We start from the raw sequence: 19484 nt of genomic DNA, 5'->3' as shown, positions 1-19484 counted from the left end.
AATACAACAAACTTAAAACAACTGATTCAAATCGAAAAAAAGCAAAATTATGAAAAAACAAGGATTATTATTAGCGTTTATCGTGGCCCTTTTTACCGCTGCATGCAGCAAAAAGGAAGCTGTTATTGACACTAATCCGCCAAAAGATACTACCGCGGTAAGCAACGTTGTTACGGTAACCGGTGATATTGCTGCTAACACAACCTGGAAAGCAGATAAAATTTATTTGTTAAAGGGCTTTGTTTACGTTACCAATGGCGCTACACTTACTATAGAGCCAGGAACATTGATTAAAGGTGAAAAATCAAGCAAAGCTACTTTAACAGTAACCCGCGGTGCAAAAATCATGGCGGTAGGTACTGCTGATAAACCAATTGTATTTACATCACAGTTTGATGCCGGCGCACGTGGAAACGGCGATTGGGGGGGGATTATTCTTTTAGGTAAAGCACCTGTAAACCAAGGCTTAAATGTTCAGATTGAAGGTGGCCTTGATGCAAAAGGCGATGCCGCAAAATATATTCAATATGGTGGTACCGATGTTAATGATAACTCTGGTACACTTAAATATGTACGTGTTGAATACGCCGGTATCCCTTTTTCTCCAGATAACGAAATTAACGGCGTAACCTTTGGCGGTGTTGGTAAAGGCACTACAATTGATTATGTTGAGGTTTACCGTTCAGGTGATGACGCTTTTGAGTGGTTTGGCGGTACAGTACAATGTAAACACCTTATTGCTATGGGCAGCCTTGATGATGACTTTGATACTGACTTTGGCTTTGCCGGTAAAGTGCAGTTTGGCTTAAGCCAACGTTTCAAAACCATCGCTGATATTTCTGGTTCAAATAGCTTTGAATCAGATAATGACGGTTCTGGTTCAGATTTAACTCCTCAAACTTCGGTTGTTTTCTCAAACATGACATTGTTAGGCCCGATCACTAAAGACGGCGAAACTAACGTTAATGCTAACTACCAGCATGCAGCTCAAATCCGTCGTAATTCAGCTATAAGCTGCTTTAACTCAATCTTCTCAGGGTATGTTGAAGGTATCTATATCGATGATACAAAAGAAACTACGCCTAACTCTACTTTAGCTAACTATACTAATGGTCGTTTAGTGTTCAAAAACAATATCATTTTAGGCAGCAACAAAAAAGGAAACGAGGTTAAAGGTGAAAACAAAGCATCATTTGAAGCCAAACTTAGAGCTGATAATGTTTTTGATGCAACAAAATATGCCGATTTAGTTATTAACTCTCCATTCAAATTCTCATCCGATTTTGCTAATGCAGGTACTCCTGACTTTACTGTAAAAACCGGTTCAATTGCTGCCGCAGGTGCTTTATTTACCGATGCTAAATTAACCGATGCTTTCTTTGAGAAAGTTGACTACAAAGGTGCTTTCGGTTCAACCGACTGGACTACAGGCTGGGCTAACTTTGACCCTCAAACAATGCCGTATACAACTCCGGGCGCCGTTAAAAAATAATTTAACAACGCTTATAAAAAGGTCTCCCGGTAAGCCTGGGAGACCTTTTTATATTCATTAATATTATGCCTTTTTTAAAGCCTCTATATCATATCTATGCTGTCATTAAAATCAAAATTTACTGAAACTGATAGTGAGCTTGCCCGCTTCGCCCGCATACTTGCACTCCCGGTAAGGGTTTACATAGTAAGAATGATTATTGAAAATGGCAATTCCATTAGTAAAAAAGATATTTGCAATGTGCCACTGGAAATGGAAAATATCCTGAAGCACGTGGCCGAGCTTAAGATAACGGGTATTATAAAGGTAAGCGGAACAAAAGCCAACACAATTTACAGCATAGATATTCCTTTGTTTAACCGGATGGTATCACGTTTTTTTTCGCTGTTTGATAATTTAAACAGTACTGAACTATTGCCTGCTCCGCCTTTTTCAGATCCCAAAATCAGGAGTAATACTAATAAAATACTTAAGGAAACTTCGGATAACCTCAACTTCGGAGCGTTTATAAAAAAACATCGTTTAGCATTAAAAATCTCGCAGGAAAAGTTAAGCCGGGAAACGAATATCGACCGGGCTGAACTAAGCCGGATTGAATGCGGAAAGAAAAACCCAGGCCCGGAAAAGCTAATATTATTGTCGAAAGCGCTTTATATTGACCTTGATAGCCTTACCAAAGAGTACTATAGCTCCAGGATAGTAAATATGGTTGAAGAAAGCGGTTTTAGTGACGTAATATTAAAAAATGTATTAGCCAGGCTAAATTATTTTTGGCCCGCTGTTTAAAACTCCCCCTGATATGTGCACTGTTAACGTAAAGTTAATATAGCTTATTGTAGCACAGTTGGTTATCTATACGTAATGGCTTAGTATAAATAACCTTTAATATGAAATCAAAACTTATCCTGCCCGTATTATTATTTAGCAGCACCGTTTTTTTTAGCTCATGCAGTAAACAAAAGAGCGAAAAAGATGAAGTGAAATTGGACGACAAGAATTTAACCACATGCGCCACAGGTTCCAACTGCAGTTTCCTGTTTACTGAACAGGCCGATTTTGAGGGATACACTACCCTTAAACCAGGTACATACCGCGTATTCTGGAGCACCCAGCAAGGAAACGGAATTACTAATACCTTATACATTAAAGCCCCCATGCCTGGTAAAAGCTTTGCACTTACCAAAACTGATATCCTTGCAGGTAAAATACAGGTTAACAGTTCATGCCCGTCTTGTTACATGATTCCATTTAAGCCGGTAGACGGTTATGTTAAAGGTATTAATGCAACTCCCGGTAAACAGGCCGATCAAACAAAATGACTCATAGAGGCAAAGATATTCATGCAGGCAAATGATTATCCTCAATTAAAAGATACTATTTTTATTAAACAATATTTCCAACCGAATTTTGTAATTAATTAGTCTTTAACAGATTTAAAATCGCTGTTTTTATAGAAATATAAAATAATGATAAGGGCATTATTCACCATCTTTTAAACGAAGACAAAAGGTAAGAAGTAATGCCCTTACTTATACAGTATAATTTAAAATCCGGCTGTGAAATTGAAAAGCAGGCATCTGCCCAATAATGTGGTAACAGGAGGTTATTTATTAGCCTGCCTTATAATAAGTCAAAGAGACTATTATCCCCCTGGGGGGACAGCAAGATATGCTTTATAGCATTCAATATTCTGATTATGCGTCCCCTGTTAAAGGTGCTTTAGAACAACCAAAACAGAACGTACCGATTTTGAGTTTTGGTTAATTTATATTTACTTGAAAACCTTTACGATAAGTTTTTCGTAAAAAAAGTAACTATTGATAAATGTAGATAACTATGCGCTTGCGGGCTGTCTTGAAAACACGAAGGAAATTTTTTTTACTGCTTTTAATAAATCTTTTCTTTTGTGCAAGTAATGCCTTCGCCTCCTATACCTTTAACTGGGATGGCAGTACCTCAACGGATTGGAATACTACTTCCAATTGGACAGTAACCGGTTCCGGTACAGGAACCGCTACCTATCCGGGAAGTGGCGGAAGAACAGACGATATCGTTCAGTTTGGAGTAACCGGATCAACGTATAACAATCAACCGGTCCTTGCTACGAATGTAACGGTCGGGTCTATTACATTTGGGAGTATTCAATACATTTCAACTTATGTACTTAGCGGTACTACATTAACAGGAACCGTTTTAACAGTTAACGGAGCTACGTTGACTGTAACAGGAAATATTACACAAAACTATAATACAAGCGCCTCGGCTATAAGTATTTTTAATGATATCAGGGGGACGGGAACTGTAACCTGCACCAATTTACAGTTTGGCAGTACTGCTTCTGTAACAACCACTGCCTTTTCGTTTTTAATCCTGGAAGTATCTGCTTTTACAGTTAGCAGTAACGTTAATATTAATTTGAATGTTAAACAAATAAATGGCAGCGGTATCAGGCTTGAAGGAGGTACGATGACTATAAATGGTCAGCTCAATTTTACCAACCGGGGCGTGACGTCCAGAAATTCGGGTTACTTCACAGTCAATGCCCGTACATCGTATAAGGTAACAAACACTAATACGAATCCCACATTGGTATTAACCAATACGAATGCTATTGGTACATTGGTTACGCCGTATTCTTCAGCAAACTTTTACGGCGACCATAGCCCGGGTGGCAAAGCAACGGTCAGGTACACCGGTTCAAGTCCTTTAATTTATACTACAGCTACACTTGGGTTCGGTCCTGGTGGTGGCGTAGTTAATACTAATGCTTCGACTGATCCTACTTACGATAACCTGGTGATCCAGGGGACAGGGACAGCGGTGATTGGTGGATCTGCCAGTACAGGACAGACAAGTTATCTTAACGTCGATTCTACGCTGACTACAAATTCAAACGTATCTTTTTCAAACGCCACAAATACTATTACTACCATAGGTGTAGCCGGATCAACCGCGGCCACCTGGACAAATAATTCGGCTGCAACCGTTACCGGTGGCACAGGATCAATTGATATTAACGGAACGCTCAGCAATGCGGGTACTATGGACATGGGTACGGGCGCTTTAAATATCGCGCGTAATTACACTAATACAGGCACTTTCACGCCTAATGCCTCCGCGCTGATATCGTTTGACGGTACAACCCAAACGCTTACAGACGCAACTGTTACGGGAACAAATTTTTACAATGTTACCTTTACCACAGGCGGAACAAAGACAATGGCCTCAGGAAGTACATTTACCGTGGCACCAACTTATACATTAAATGTTAATTCATCATCAACTCTTGCAGTAAGCAACGCTACGTCGACTACAACGGCACTTACTATATTATCCACCGCTGCGGGCGATGCAAGTATCGGCAGTCTTTCGGCAGGTTCTATTACGGGCAGTATCAATGTTCAGCGTTATGTGAAAGGTACATTGCGCCGCTATATGCTGATGTCATCGCCGGTACTGAACACAACATCAACATTTTTAACAACAGGTTCGCTTAGCACCTATAATCTTTTACCGCTTATAGCTACAACATACATTACCGGTCCAGGTGGTACAGCAAATGGATTTGATGATGGTACTGCTACCGGAAACAGCCCTTCGGTATTTGTGTATGATGAAAACGCTCCGGTTACTTCAGATGTAAACCAGGTAGTGAATAATGAATACAAACCTTTTAGCTCAACAAGCCAGGGTTTGCCGCCTGCAAACGGGTTTTTATACTATTTCAGAGGGAGCAGAAGTGTAGCAAACCCCTTTGTAAGGCCTTTTCCGGCAACGGATAATGCTACGCTAAACTTTTTTGGAACTGTTATTAAAGGTACGGGAGCCAGTAATGCAACATTAACGGCCAATATTGTAAATTTTCCATCTACACCGCCAACTTATTATACCGCCACCGCAGTAAGTGCCCCGGCTACCTTGTCTTATCACACGTCAACACCGGCTGTAAAACAAGGTTTAAATCTTATTGGAAATCCGTATGCGTCGGTAATAGATCTGCATACCCTTTATACGGTAAACACAACCAACAAATTTTATTACATGCTGGTAAAGGATGCCAGTACCGGAACCAATAGTTCATCAACCAAATTCGCGTTGTACGATGCCAGTACCGGATCTATCGGGACAGGGGCAAGCCGTTATGCTTTATCAGGGCAGGGCTTTTTTACAGTGGCTACATCCGCATCCGCTATTAAGTTTGATGAAACAATGAAGGTAGCTTATTCAAGCTACAGTCTTCCATCTACCCCGGTGTTTAACGTGGTTGGTAATCCTGCAAAAAACATTTCAGCTTCCTATGCAGCAAGCAAGGTAACCAATGACATAGAAAGTGATATTCCCCGTCTTACAATGGAATTAGTAAAGGATACCATAGTACACAACTCCACCGATATCAATTTCGATGGAAACGCTACCGCCAAATTTGTTCCCGGCGAAGACGCACCGTACTACCAACCATCGGGGCAGGGTGATTTGTTTTATTCGCTAAGCAGCGATTCGATAGGTTGTTTTGCCAATTACACTGGCAATCTTGAAAAATTAAAACGTGTAAACCTCATCGTTACTTTCTCTAATTATGGAACATACAAACTTACCTCTCCGGTAAAAAAGAATATTGACGAACGGTATTCGATATACCTGAAAGATAAATATACCAATGATTCACTTGATGTTGTGCATAATGCCGAGTATGCATTTAAAGTAGAATCTAATCCGGCAAGCTATGCACATGATAGGTTTTATTTGGCAATTGGTATAGTGCCCGGGCATGATTATCGCTTGCTGAGCTTTAACGGTAAAAAAGTTATTGAAGGAATAGCTCTTAATTGGGAAACCAATAATGAGAGCAACTTTACCAAATTCGCCGTTCAGAAAAGTGCCGATGGAGGCAAAACGTTTTTAACTATCGACAGCCTGCAGTCAACAGGTGCCGGCAAGTATACCTATATTGACCAAACACCGGGCACCGGGCATCTTATTTACCGTCTTAGCCAAAACCTGGTAACCGGCGAAAATAAATTCTCTGACAACCTCAATTTTGAGATCCAGCCGGGTAAGGGCATTAATAAATTCCTGGTATATCCAACCGTGGTTTCGGCCAGTACAGTTAATATAAAGATAGAACAAACATCTTCCAGGCCGATCAGGATTAATATAGTGAGTCCTTCGGGGGCTATCGTCAGAAAGTTATCGGCAACAGGCACAAATACTATACAGGAAAACGTTAATAGTTTGAGCCGGGGACTATACATTGTAGTTGCAGTTAATGAAGGTACTGAAGATAGAATTGGGAGCGGAATGTTTTTTAAACAATAACAACATGTTTGAATTAGCTACGATTAAATTAAAGTGGAAATACATACTGGCAATCATTGCCATTAATTTACTGGCTGTATCCGTAAGCTTTGCCGATCCTGGGGATGGTCTTTGCGATGGTAATGACGGCGGGCCCGACGGTTGTCCGCTGGATACCTGGGTATGGGGATTGATTTTAGTAGCTATGCTGTTTACTGTACGGCACCTGGGCCGGAAGAATAAAATAAAGCAATCCATTTAATCCGGTAGCCTTCATTCAAATAAAGTAATAACAGGTCGGATCCCCCTCTCTTTCTAATCGACCGGCAGTCATAGTATAATAAATCCCGGAAAGCATTTTCGTAAATTATTGCATAGTGTCATAGTACCAAACCTCATGACACTTGTATTATAGTATAAAAGCAGTATGGTTGCTTATGCATGCTCATTGCTTAATATTATAAACCATTGCAGTTATATCCGCTACAAGCTGATGTGTTAGCGTGATATGCCGCATATAAACCATTTAACCAACGGGCTGCAAATAATAATTACACCACTTAAATACCTTCTTTAATCCGATATCAATTTCCTTTGAATATCAAAGGTTTATGCCGTATTAAAGTAAAACTTATGATATGAATAAATTTATACGGGTTGTTTCCCTGGCCCTTTTTTGCTGTTCGGCTATTGCGGATGCGCAAACGGGGAAATCAATATTGATAACTACAAATAATGTAAGCATGGTGCTTACGATTGGCGCAAATAACAGGATATACCAATCATATCTGGGTAAGCGCTTTTTAAATAACGAAGAAACCGGGCTGATCCCTAATGGCAAACATGAAGCATATATTACCGGCGGGATGGAAGATTTGCTGCAGCCTGCCATCCGTTTGATCCATAGTGATCATAATCCTTCGCTTGAGTTGAAATATGTTAACCATACTACAAAAAGCCTTGACGATGACGTTAATGAAACAACCGTTCAATTGCAGGACCCCAAATATCCTGTACAGGTGATATTACATTACCAGGCTTTTAACAGGGAGGATATTATAAAGACATGGACAGAAATTAAAAACAATGAAAAAGGAACGATAACCCTTGAAGATTATGCCTCCTGCATGCTTCACCTGGAGGCGAGGGATTATTGGCTTACCCAGTTTCATGGTGACTGGGCCTCCGAAATGAAAATGCAGGAAAGTAAACTTACCAGCGGCGTAAAGGAAATTGACAGTAAACTGGGTACAAGGGCAGATATGTATCAAACACCGGTGTTTTTTCTGGCACTAAATAAACCGGCAGACGAAACGACCGGTGAACTGGTAGCCGGAACACTGGCATGGACAGGCAACTTTAAGTTCCATTTTGAAATTGATGAGCGCAACGCCTTAAGAATCATACCGGGTATTAACTCTTATGCGTCGGCATATGAGTTAAAAAAGGGAGAAACTTTTACTACACCTGCCTTTATTTTTACTTATTCGGTTAACGGAAAGGGTCAGGCCAGTCGTAATTTGCATAAATGGGCCCGCAATTACGGGGTTCTTGACGGTAATAAGCCGCGCCTTACTTTGCTCAATAACTGGGAGGCTACACATGTTAATTTCGATGAAAAAGAATTGGTTAATTTATTTGACGATGCCAAAAAACTGGGTACCGATCTGTTTTTATTAGATGACGGATGGTTCGGAAATAAATATCCCCGTAATAATGATAAAGCAGGTTTGGGCGACTGGCAGGAGAATAAATCAAAATTACCCAATGGCATTGCTTACCTGGTAAAGCAAGCTAAGGCTAAGGGCCTGAAATTTGGAATCTGGCTTGAACCAGAAATGGTAAACCCTAAAAGCGAACTATATGAGCAACATCCCGATTGGATACTGAAATTACCCAACCGCGACGAAAATTATCAGCGCAATCAATTGGTGCTTGATCTTACCAACCCTAAAGTGGCCGATTATGTGTACCATCTTGCAGATGATATGCTAACTAAAAACCCTGATCTGGCTTATATAAAATGGGATTGTAACCGCAACATGACCAATGCATGGTCGCCATATTTAAAGGACAAGCAATCTGCTTTGTATGTTGATTATACTTTAAGCCTGTATAAGATCCTGGATCGGTTACGTCAAAAATACCCCCATCTGCCAATTATGTTATGTGCCGGCGGCGGCGGGCGTACCGATTACGGAGCCTTAAAATATTTTACAGAGTTTTGGCCCAGCGACGATACTGATCCATTAGAACGTGTGTATATACAATGGGGATACAGTAACTTTTTCCCTTCATTAACCATATCAAGCCATATCACTTCATGGGGTAAACAATCCATAAAATTTAAAACAGATGTTGCCATGATGGGTAAGCTGGGATACGATATCAAGGTTGGCAAAATGACGGATGATGAGCTGCAGTTTAGCCAACAGGCAATTAAAAACTATAACCGCCTGAGCAGTATCATTTGGTTCGGTGATCTGTACCGTATCATTTCGCCATACGAGGAGAACCGCATGGTGGCGATGTATGTAAATGATGAAAAAACAAAAGCGGTACTGTTTAACTATAACCTGAACACGCGTTATAAGGAAGTGTTTAACCGGGTACGTTTACAAGGACTTGACAGCCGCAAATTATACAGGGTAGAAGAGATCAACCTGATGCCGGGCGCCAAATCAAACCTTGCAGAAAGCGGTGGTACGTTTAGCGGGGATTACCTGATGACCATGGGACTTAATTTAACTCATGGAAAATTAATGCCCTTGAGCAGTATGACCATAGAAATAAACGTTTCAAATTAGAAGTATTTCACAACACTAAGCCCTTGCTTGTCGGTTAAAAAGGGTACGTACACGTTAATGTGCATTCATAATAACAACAACTCAAACGTTTGCGTATTTTGTAGCAAATTATCATTTTACTATTAAATTTTATCTCTACTTTAGTTTTGCCAATTATAGCCCGGAAATGCATAATCATAACTTTTATAACTTGGTTGTTTGATTTTGATATTGACAAGGGTATTAATAAGATAAATAATATTGCTGCCATGTTTAAGCTCAGTTAGCTTGTTAGGGCTCAGGGGCCTGAAAAAAATGAATGAGCCTGGTATAAAGTGTATTCGATACACGAAGGTGGGCTGGTGATGTTATTTACTGTTGTTTGATTTCAGCAAACTTAAGTTTGATGCTTTATACCTGAAGCAATTCAATGGTAGCATTTCAAAATGGGAATAAGGAGGCTTTTAATCATATTTTTAATATGTCGGTGGGTATCTGGCAGGTTTTAACTTACAATAATATTAATCATTACAACATACAAGCCGATACGAAATTACATGAGAACGACTAAAGGTTACATTATACTATTGTTACTTAATTTACTGGCAGCCCCAATGGTAATAGCGCAGGGTAAGACCGTTACTTTAGATTATTTTTTCAATAATGAATACCGTAAAAATTCGGCAGGTACTTTGGAACGATATCATTATACCTGGGAAGACCAACGGAGCAGCGGCTATTCTATATGGGGTGATGTTTTTAAAAAGAATGGCGCCATTCTTAAAAGCCTTGAAAATGCACCGAATGCCCCAAATTTAACCGGAACAGATATTTATATCATAGTTGACCCTGATACCAAAAAGGAAACCGCTAATCCAAACTACATTGCCCCCAGGCATATTAAAGCTATTGCCGACTGGGTTACGCTCGGAGGAATACTGGTATTAATGGCAAACGACAGTGCGAATGCCGAATTACCCCACCTCAACAAACTGGCCGAAAAGTTTGGGATCCATTTCAACGATGATTTGTACAAGCATGTAATTGGTACCCGGTTTGAAATGGGAGCGATAACCGTTCCTGTAAATGATCCCTTATTTAAAACGGCAAAAAAGATCTATCTGAAAGATATCTCCACGCTTAAATTATCGTCTCCGGCAGTGCCGCTGTTGACTGATAGTGACCGGGTAATTATTGCCACAGCCAAATATGGGGCCGGAACGGTGATTGCGGTCGGCGATCCTTGGTTATATAATGAATATACCAACGGGCGGCTCCCAGCGGCTATGGGTTTTGATAATGATAAAGCAGCCGATGATTTAAGCAAATGGCTGTTATCCAGGATTCCTGCAAAAGCTAAACAATAGGGCATGCAGTTTAAATACTTATTGTTCAAGCAAAAATCAGTTATATACCGATGATAATTAAAGTCAATTAGTTTAAAGTAATGCTTTCAGAAGTTGAATTAATCGCATTAATTAAAGCAGGGGACATAAACGCCTTCGATGAATTTTATAAGCGGAATTGGAGGGCTTTGTATCAAACGGCCTACCGTTCAACCGGCTCGTCGGATGATGCGAAGGACCTTGTACAAACCGTTTTTATTAATTTATGGAATTGCCGGTATAGCTTGCAGCCGGATAGGTATAATGCCTCTTATCTTTTCAGGAGTTTAAAAAACAGTATCATCAATTTCCACAAAAAGGATTCGGTCAGGAAAAAAAGTATGGACAACCTGTTATATGTGGAGTATGGTGACCAATACACCCATGAAGATAATTTAATAGCAAAAGAGCTTTCGGTTGTAATTGAAGGAGAGATCCGGGAATTGCCAAAAAAAATGCAAGAGGTCTTTATTTTATCGAGGCAGCAAAACTTATCCGTCAATGAAATTTCAGAGGCCCTCAATATTGCCCCCCGTACAGTTAAGAACCAGCTCTCAAACGCATTGAAAATACTGCGGACAAAGCTGGGGATATTTTGAAAATCATTTAAATGCCCTTAATTACGTTACCGCTTTTTCTGCTCATAATGGGCATCAATATTTTATTGTAAAAAAGTAAAATAAATCTGGTACCAAAACCAGTTGGCTTTGTATATACGGTATCAAAGCCCAAAAACTGCTTTAAGCGGTTGAGATAAACTTAAAATAATACTATTCATAATGATAAAATGGCGCAAGCCCGGCCGCGGCCCTCATCCCGGAGATGACCATCTTGAGGATGAAAAAGCTATGCAGGCTATAGAGAAGGAAATGCTTTATCAGATTCATAAAGAAATTTATGGCAGATGGCATTTTATAAAAATATCAGCAGCCAAATATGCCGTTGCCGCTTCACTGGTATTGATGTGCAGCGCGGTGCTTTTTTACTTCAAATTGTCGGTTAAAGATAAAGCCGCCATGATTGCCGTAACTGCAAAAAAAGGCAATCTCAAAACAATAACCCTTCCCGACGGATCAACCGTATGGTTAAACTCAGGATCAACAATTAAGTTTCCCGAACGCTTTGGAAAAAGCAGGGAGATACAATTGGTTAATGGTGAAGCTTACTTCGATGTAAAGCATGATAGCACCTCGCCTTTTATAGTTCATTATGGCCGTTTACATGCACAGGTATTAGGCACAGCTTTTAACGTAAAATTTTATAAGAACATCAGCGATGTAAGGTTAACAGTTACCAGGGGGCGCGTTGCTGTTGGTAATAGTGCCGAAAATTTCGGGGTGCTTACGCCGGATAAAGAGATTATTTACGACCAGGAAAAGGCTACTCATCATATCAGGACAATTGATGCCGAAAAGGTAGCAGCATGGAAATCAAGCGAAGTTAATTTATATAATGTTTCATTTGATGAGTTGGTGATGAGGCTTGAAAATACCTATGATATTCATGTGAACTATAACCATAAAAAGATTGATCATTTAACAACAACTATTCATTTTTCAAATAATAATACGCTGCCGTATGTGCTGGAAATCATTAAAACCATCCATCATTTAAATTATGTTTTGAAAGGAAAGGAGGTTTACCTGGCGAAAAACGAAAACAGTTAAACCCAAAAAGCCAATACCCCCGAAGCCAGGCTGCAGGGGTACAGGCAGAGAGTGCAGATATAAATTATTGGCAGGTTCCAAGCTAATCCAATAATTCATATAGTTTTTAAGAATAAAAACCTCGTAAAGATGAAAAAAAAATCGACTAAATTTTTTAATTTTTTCATGAAGGTATCAATGATTGCTATGGTTAGTTCCATGGTATTTTGCCAGGTATTGCTTGCTAAACATGCAAAGAGCCAGATTTCAGATTTCCCCGTAAAAATTGCGTTTGGCAACGAATCATTGCAAAGCTCAATTGATAAACTTGAAAAACAAACCAATATTAAGTTTTCTTATAACCCGGATGAATTAAAAGGTTATAAAATAAACCCGCGTAAATTCAATGATGAGCCGCTGGGTAAAATCCTTAATTACTTATTTGCCAAAACCCGTTTGTCATATAAAGAGATAAATACCGGAATTGTAATTTATGATAAATCAGCTTCTGTTAAATCCAGTGTACTAACCAATAAAACCAATGAGCAAAATATTGAAGCTGCTGATATTACAGTTACAGGTAAAGTAACCGATTTAAATGGCGGATTGCCGGGTGTTTCTGTAAGTATTGAAGGCCTTGGAAGAGGGGTGATCACTAACCCCAAAGGCGAATACACTATTAAAGTAGCTGCCGATGCTACGCTTATATTTTCTTCAGTTGGTTATAAAACGCAAAAAGTAGCGGTAAACAATCAAACAAGTATCAATGTAACCATGATCAGTGACTTGAAATCATTAAGTGATGTTATTGTAGTTGGTTACGGTGTTCAGAAAAAGTCAGATGTAACAGGTTCAATTGTTTCAGTTAGCGAACAGTCGCTGCGTGACGTCCCGGCCGCTAACCTTGGCCAGGCTTTGCAGGGGCAAGCTGCTGGTGTAGATATTCAGAAAAGCGGAGGTAATAGCCACCCGGGAGCATCTCCTTCTATCTTAATTCGTGGAAACAGGTCTATAAATGCCTCAAACTCACCCCTGATTGTAGTTGACGGGATCCCGTTTAATGGCAGTTTGAATGATATCAACCCTGATGATATCACCTCGTTAGAGATCTTAAAAGATGCTTCTTCTACAGCTATCTATGGTTCAAGAGGTGCAAACGGTGTTTTGCTCGTTTCTACACGCAGAGGTAAAAAGGGCGGCGCAGCTTCTATCACCTATAGCGGATATGCTGGTTTCAATAAACCAATGGGGCAATATAATATTATGAACGGACCTCAGTTTGAGGATCTGAAAAAATGGGGCCTGATCAACGGAAATCCAGGTAAATATACCGGCATTGATGATCCCGCATTTTTAACCGATGGTTCCTTTGCTCCGCAGGAGGTAGCTTCCATAAAAAGCGGGCGCAATACCGACTGGCAGAAGCTTATTTATAAAAATGGCTTTGTAACCGATCATCAAATAGGTGTTGCAGGAGGTAACGAGCTTACCCAATATGCTATATCGGGCGGATATTACAACGAAACCGGGATCTATTTCGGACAGTCATTTGTTCGGTATTCTGTTAAGCTGAGTGTTGATCAGCAACTGGGAAAATATGTAAAAGTTGGTTTAAGCAGCCTGAATACCCTGAGCTATACCAATGGTGAAAATGCAAACCCGCTTGGCCAGGCTTTAAGGGCAAGCCCGCTTTCAACACCTTATGATGATGCTACCGGCAAACTGGTAGGTTTTACCGCCGGAAGTGCTAACCAGGTATGGAACCCGCTTGCAAATTTTGTTCCGGGCGCTGCTGTTGAAACACGTAAAAGGTTTGGAACTTTTACAACAGCTTACCTCGAAGCCAGCCCTGCACCCGGTTTAAAATACAGGTTTAATGGCGGTGCTGAAATAAGGCCTGATATTTACGGTAACTACTACGCCAGTGCTACTACCAATAACCTGGGTGGTGCATCAACAGCAAATAACCAAAGTACTTACAGCTATAATTATACGCTTGAAAACATATTGACTTACGATAAAGTATTTGCGCAAAAACACCATGTTAATTTTACAGGCCTTTACAGTTTGCAGGAGAGCCAGTCGCAGTCAAACTCCTTTAGTTATAATAATATCCTGTCAGATGGAGTGCAGTATTTTAACCCGCAGTACGGAGCTAATTTAAACGGCTCGGGATCATACTCCAAATGGGATATTATTTCGTACATGGCCCGGATTAATTATGGCTATGCCAATAAATACCTGCTTACCTTAACCATGCGTTCAGATGGATCGTCGCGCCTGGCGCCGGGCAATAAATATCATGTATTCCCTTCGGCGGCAATAGCATGGAATGTTACGAAAGAGCCTTTTTTAATGAACTCAAACGTACTGTCAAACCTTAAATTAAGGGCAAGTTACGGTACCGTTGGTAATACCTCTATTAATCCTTACCAAACTTTGGGTGCTTTATCATCGGTTACCTATAATTTTGGCTCTACAAACCTTACCGGAGCTTATCCAACAAATGTTCCTAATCCAAATCTAACATGGGAGTATACTTCTACATTAAATGCGGGCGTTGATTTCGGGCTTTTCCAGGGGCGGGTTACGGGTACAGTTGAAGCTTACCATCAGTATACCAGGTCGTTACTGTTGCCATTGTCGTTACCGCCTACTTCGGGTATTCCAAACAGTATTTTAACCAATGTGGGCCAAACACAAAATAAGGGTATTGAAGTAAGCATAAGTACTATCAATTTACCCGGCAATGGCAGAAACACAGTTAGCTGGAGCACCAATTTTAACATCGCCTTTAACAGGGGCAAAGTAACCAAATTAGCAAGCGGGGTTACCCAGGATATCACAAACGGTTTGTTTGTGGGGCAACCTATTAATGCCATATTTGATTATAAAAAAATTGGTATCTGGCAAAATACTGCCGCCGATACTGCCCAGGCTAAAAGCTTAGGCCTTACAACCACCGGCACAGGTTCTGTAATTGGTACCATCAGGGTAGAGGATGTAAATAAAGATGGAAAGATCAGCGCTGCCGACAGGATTGTGCTTGGATCTGATCAGCCAACTTATACCGGCGGTTTTACCAACCGCATAGGTTATAAAGGATTTGATTTTACCGTAGTGGCTGCTTACAGGGTGGGAGGATTAATAACTTCAAAAATGTTCCAGAGTGGTAGCTTTATCAATACCTTCCAGGGTAATTATAATAACCTGAACGAGGATTACTGGACGCCAACCAATCATCAGAATTATTATCCTAAACCCAATTCTGCTTCAACCAATACGCCTTATTCATCAACGTTAAGTTACTTTGATGGCACTTTTCTTAAGATCAGGAGCCTCACTTTAGGCTATAACATGCCCGAATCCATAACAAAGCGTATCAGTGCCCGGTCGCTGAGAATATATGCTACGGCGCAAAACCCATTTATTCTCTTTTCTCCGTATCGTAATACTTATCACGGGTTGGATCCGGAAACAGCCGGAGCTTTAAACGTAGATACGCCTCCTACAAAGTCATTTACATTCGGTATTAACATGACACTTTAAATTTAAATAAGATGAAAAGGATATCTATATATTTATACACCTGTTTGTTTTTAGGTCTGATAACTACAGCTTGTAAAAAAACACTGATAGAGGACCCGAAATCAACACTTACCCCCGCTTTTTTTACAACAAGCCAGGGTTTTCAGGCAGGTCTCACTGCAGCCTATGCAGGCTTCAGAACTATTTGGGGCCCGGATACCTATTTTGAAATGACCGTCCCCGGTACAGATGAATTTATTGCCGGTAACGATGGTAACAACGGCATGGTAAAATATAACAGTAACTTTAATACTGCCGATGGTACTGTTGCCACCATCTGGAAAAATTGCTACACCTATATCAACACCTGTAATGGTTTGATCGGTAGTGTTCCGGCCGGTATTGACGCCACATCGGCAGCCAGCATGGTTGGTGAAGCCAAGTTTTTGAGGGCAAATTATTACTTTATATTAGTCCAGTTTTGGGGCGATGTAACTTTAAATAAAACATTCCAGTCGGTGCCTACAACTTCGGCCACCAGGGCCAAAATGGCCGATGTGTATGATTTCATAGTTCAGGACTTGAAAGATGCTATAGCAGTTCTTCCGGCAACCCCTTTAACCAATGGTGTGCAAACCGGCAGGGCAACAAAAGCAGCAGCCATGCATATGCTCGCAAAAGTATACTTAACAAGAGCAGGTTCATCGGCTAAACAGGCAGACGATTATAAAAATGCCTACGCTACTGCAATAGACCTTATAACCAATGTTGCACCCGCGGGCGGCATGAAATTGCAGCAGGATTTTGGAAAGGTATTTGCCGAAGGCAATGAAGCCAACAGTGAAATATTGTGGACTGTACAGCACACAACTACATTGGCTTATAACGGTTCGGCTACACAAAATAACAGCGGCCCGGATAACCTGCTATGTCATTTATTTGTGCCTAAGTATGAGGTGCAGCCCGGTATGCAGCGCAGTACCCTTTACGGGCGTCCATACATTCGCGTGGTGCCCACACATTGGCTTACCGATACCATATTTAGTGAAAGGGTTAATGACCAGCGTTATAATAAAACGTTTCAAACCGCCTGGTTATGTAATAATGCAGCCTCAATACCTACATGGTCTAATCCCCTGCCGGCCGGGGCGCCTGCCGGCGCTCAGCCCGGGGGGCCTAAATTTACTGTAGGCGATACTGCTATCTGGATGCCGGGTAAGGCTATGACTTCGGATCAGATCGCCGGTTATCGTTACCAGGTTATTCCGCCTGCTAAGTATAGCATTGCTTTGTCGCCTGCTATGATCAAATATTTTGACACCAAACGGCCCGATCAAAATTCGCCCTCAAGCAGGCCTATAATTATCTATCGCTTAGCCGAAACCTATTTAATTGCTGCCGAGGCATTAGTTATGGATGGCCGTGCCGGCGATGCGGTGCAATATGTTAACGCAATCCGCGAAAGGGCTGCTTATCCTTCGGGCAACGCTGCGGCAATGGATATTACTGCCGATAAGCTGACGCTGGATTTCATTTTGGATGAGCGTTCGAGAGAATTGTGCGGCGAGCTTGTGCGCTGGCTTGACCTGGCAAGGACAGGCAAGCTGTTGGAAAGGGTGAAACTGCATAATACCGATGGTAAAAGTAATATTAAACCATTTCATGTGCTGCGCCCTATTCCGCAAACACAAATTGATGCAACAATTACCGGTACCCCATATCCACAAAACCCAGGCTGGTAAGCCAGGGTTAAATTCAAGGTATATATTGTAAAGTGATAAAAAATACTATGAAAAAACACCACACTGTAATTCGTGTTCTTTTAATTTTTCTTTTGCCCTTTTGCTTTTTTAAAGCTGAGGCAAATGGTAGTACATCGCCGGAAACACCCCCATATAATGTAAAGTTATATGGGGCAAAAGGCGATGGGAAATCTGTTGACACCCCAAATATCAATAAAGCAATTGAAGCTGCGGCCGCAGCCGGCGGCGGAACGGTTTATTTCCCGGCAGGGAATTATTTAAGCGGTTCTATTCATCTTAAAAGTGGTATCAGCCTGTATATCGATCAGGGGGCTACTATAATTGCCGCTCCTATTGACGCTGCCTCAGGTTATGACGAACCCGAAGCTAAAATTGACAATAACTACCAGGATTTTGGGCACAGGCATTGGCACAACAGCCTGATCTGGGGCGAAAACCTGCACGATATTTCCATATTGGGTCCCGGTACTATTTGGGGTAAAGACCTGGTGCGGAGCAATAAAGGGGAGGATGATAAGCGCCCGAACAAAACCATCAGTCTTTATTTGTGCCGGAATGTGATTATCAGGGACATTTCCATATTGCATGGCGGCTGGTTTGGGATCCTGGCCACGGGGATAGATAATTTTACCATCGATGATGTAAAAATGGATACCAACCGTGACGGTATGGATATTGATTGCTGCCGGAATGTGCGCATCTCAAACTGCAGTATAAATTCACCTTATGATGATGGTATTTGTCTTAAAAGCACTTATGGATTTGGATTTGCCAGGGCTACCGAAAATGTTACCATTACTAACTGCCAGGTGAGCGGTTATGATGAGGGCTCATTTTTGGCCGGTACTTTTACCCGCAATGAAAAAAAATATTCTGACGGTAACCCTACAGGCCGCATAAAAATGGGTACAGAATCAAACGGAGGTTTTAAGAATGTCACTATTTCCAACTGTATATTTGATTACTGCCGTGGTCTGGCGCTTGAAACTGTGGACGGTGCACTTTTAGAGGATGTTACCATCACCAATATCACCATGAGGGACATTGTTAACGCGCCAATATTTGTAAGGTTGGGTGCACGTATGCGCGGGCCGGAAAGTGCACCGGTAGGCGCGCTCAGAAGGGTGATCATTAGCAATGTAGTGTGTTATAACGCCGATTATAAACATGGGGCAATTATAAGTGGGATCCCGGGCCATGATATTGAAGATCTGCGTTTGAGCAACATCCGCATTTACTACCGGGGTGGTGGTACTAAAGAGCAATCTATGCGTGAAGTTCCTAGTTTGGAAAAAGAATATCCAGAACCTTATCGCTTCGGTACGATGCCTTCTTACGGCTTCTTTATTCGTAATGTTAAAGATTTAAAAGTGAACGATGTGGAGGTTAGTTACATCACTGACGATTTTCGCCCGCCATTTATTCTTGATCATGTATCCGGCGCCGATTTTCAGCATGTTAAAGCACAAAAATCGGCAGGCTCAGCAACGTTTGTTTTAAATGAGGTAAAGGATTTTAATATCTACAACAGCCGTCCGGTAGCAGATACCAAACTGGCGAATGCGAATAAAAAAGAATTATAATTAAAT

General features: G+C 41.0%; 12 protein-coding genes. All 12 read left to right on the top strand.

The annotated features are described in order from the left end of the window. Positions 1–49: 49 nt before the first annotated feature. The 12 genes from SNE26_RS09945 to SNE26_RS09890 all read left to right on the top strand — a co-directional run bounded on the left by SNE26_RS09945 (position 50) and on the right by SNE26_RS09890 (position 19478). Entirely contained in the window at positions 50–1492 is a 1443-nt protein-coding gene (locus SNE26_RS09945; protein WP_321559208.1) for a hypothetical protein, read from the top strand. A gap of 96 nt (positions 1493–1588) precedes the next feature. Further along, positions 1589–2278 (top strand): helix-turn-helix transcriptional regulator, encoded by a 690-nt coding sequence (locus SNE26_RS09940; RefSeq protein ID WP_321559207.1) that lies wholly within the window; start codon positions 1589–1591, stop codon positions 2276–2278. A gap of 101 nt (positions 2279–2379) precedes the next feature. Then, positions 2380–2811 (top strand): hypothetical protein, encoded by a 432-nt coding sequence (locus SNE26_RS09935; RefSeq protein ID WP_321559206.1) that lies wholly within the window; start codon positions 2380–2382, stop codon positions 2809–2811. 535 nt (positions 2812–3346) lie between these two features. Beyond that, entirely contained in the window at positions 3347–6808 is a 3462-nt protein-coding gene (locus tag SNE26_RS09930; RefSeq protein WP_321559205.1) for a hypothetical protein, read from the top strand. Positions 6809–6812: 4 nt separating this feature from the next. Then, positions 6813–7049 (top strand): hypothetical protein, encoded by a 237-nt coding sequence (locus SNE26_RS09925; protein WP_321559204.1) that lies wholly within the window; start codon positions 6813–6815, stop codon positions 7047–7049. Between the two features lie 376 nt (positions 7050–7425). Next, positions 7426–9594: an alpha-galactosidase gene (locus tag SNE26_RS09920; protein WP_321559203.1), complete on the top strand. Its 2169-nt coding sequence runs from the start codon at positions 7426–7428 to the stop codon at positions 9592–9594. A 536-nt stretch (positions 9595–10130) separates the two neighbouring features. Further along, positions 10131–10940, top strand: coding sequence for a DUF4350 domain-containing protein (locus tag SNE26_RS09915; protein WP_321559202.1), 810 nt, complete (start codon positions 10131–10133; stop codon positions 10938–10940). An 80-nt stretch (positions 10941–11020) separates the two neighbouring features. Continuing rightward, positions 11021–11557, top strand: coding sequence for an RNA polymerase sigma-70 factor (locus SNE26_RS09910; protein WP_321559201.1), 537 nt, complete (start codon positions 11021–11023; stop codon positions 11555–11557). A gap of 180 nt (positions 11558–11737) precedes the next feature. Then, positions 11738–12625, top strand: coding sequence for a FecR domain-containing protein (locus SNE26_RS09905; RefSeq protein WP_321559200.1), 888 nt, complete (start codon positions 11738–11740; stop codon positions 12623–12625). A 129-nt stretch (positions 12626–12754) separates the two neighbouring features. Continuing rightward, positions 12755–16153, top strand: a complete 3399-nt coding sequence (locus SNE26_RS09900; RefSeq protein ID WP_321559199.1) for a SusC/RagA family TonB-linked outer membrane protein — start codon at positions 12755–12757, stop codon at positions 16151–16153. An 11-nt stretch (positions 16154–16164) separates the two neighbouring features. Further along, the gene (locus tag SNE26_RS09895) at positions 16165–17874 is read left to right on the top strand and encodes a RagB/SusD family nutrient uptake outer membrane protein (RefSeq protein WP_321559198.1); all 1710 of its coding nucleotides are present in this window, start codon (positions 16165–16167) and stop codon (positions 17872–17874) included. A gap of 47 nt (positions 17875–17921) precedes the next feature. After that, positions 17922–19478, top strand: a complete 1557-nt coding sequence (locus tag SNE26_RS09890; RefSeq protein WP_321559197.1) for a glycoside hydrolase family 28 protein — start codon at positions 17922–17924, stop codon at positions 19476–19478. The last annotated feature ends 6 nt before the right edge of the window (positions 19479–19484 follow it).

The sequence above is a fragment of the Mucilaginibacter sp. cycad4 genome (genome assembly GCF_034263275.1).
Lineage (GTDB): Bacteria > Bacteroidota > Bacteroidia > Sphingobacteriales > Sphingobacteriaceae > Mucilaginibacter.
The sequence above is the reverse complement of the archived record's forward strand: the minus strand, read 5'-3'. Positions and strand labels throughout refer to the sequence as shown.

Excerpts from the sequence above, each read along its gene's own strand:
- SNE26_RS09945 (WP_321559208.1), top strand. The coding sequence starts at position 50 with ATGAAAAAACAAGGATTATTATTAGCGTTTATCGTGGCCCTTTTTACC.
- SNE26_RS09940 (WP_321559207.1), top strand. The coding sequence starts at position 1,589 with ATGCTGTCATTAAAATCAAAATTTACTGAAACTGATAGTGAGCTTGCC.
- SNE26_RS09935 (WP_321559206.1), top strand. The coding sequence starts at position 2,380 with ATGAAATCAAAACTTATCCTGCCCGTATTATTATTTAGCAGCACCGTT.
- SNE26_RS09925 (WP_321559204.1), top strand. The coding sequence starts at position 6,813 with ATGTTTGAATTAGCTACGATTAAATTAAAGTGGAAATACATACTGGCA.
- SNE26_RS09920 (WP_321559203.1), top strand. The coding sequence starts at position 7,426 with ATGAATAAATTTATACGGGTTGTTTCCCTGGCCCTTTTTTGCTGTTCG.
- SNE26_RS09915 (WP_321559202.1), top strand. The coding sequence starts at position 10,131 with ATGAGAACGACTAAAGGTTACATTATACTATTGTTACTTAATTTACTG.
- SNE26_RS09910 (WP_321559201.1), top strand. The coding sequence starts at position 11,021 with ATGCTTTCAGAAGTTGAATTAATCGCATTAATTAAAGCAGGGGACATA.
- SNE26_RS09905 (WP_321559200.1), top strand. The coding sequence starts at position 11,738 with ATGATAAAATGGCGCAAGCCCGGCCGCGGCCCTCATCCCGGAGATGAC.
- SNE26_RS09900 (WP_321559199.1), top strand. The coding sequence starts at position 12,755 with ATGAAAAAAAAATCGACTAAATTTTTTAATTTTTTCATGAAGGTATCA.
- SNE26_RS09895 (WP_321559198.1), top strand. The coding sequence starts at position 16,165 with ATGAAAAGGATATCTATATATTTATACACCTGTTTGTTTTTAGGTCTG.
- SNE26_RS09890 (WP_321559197.1), top strand. The coding sequence starts at position 17,922 with ATGAAAAAACACCACACTGTAATTCGTGTTCTTTTAATTTTTCTTTTG.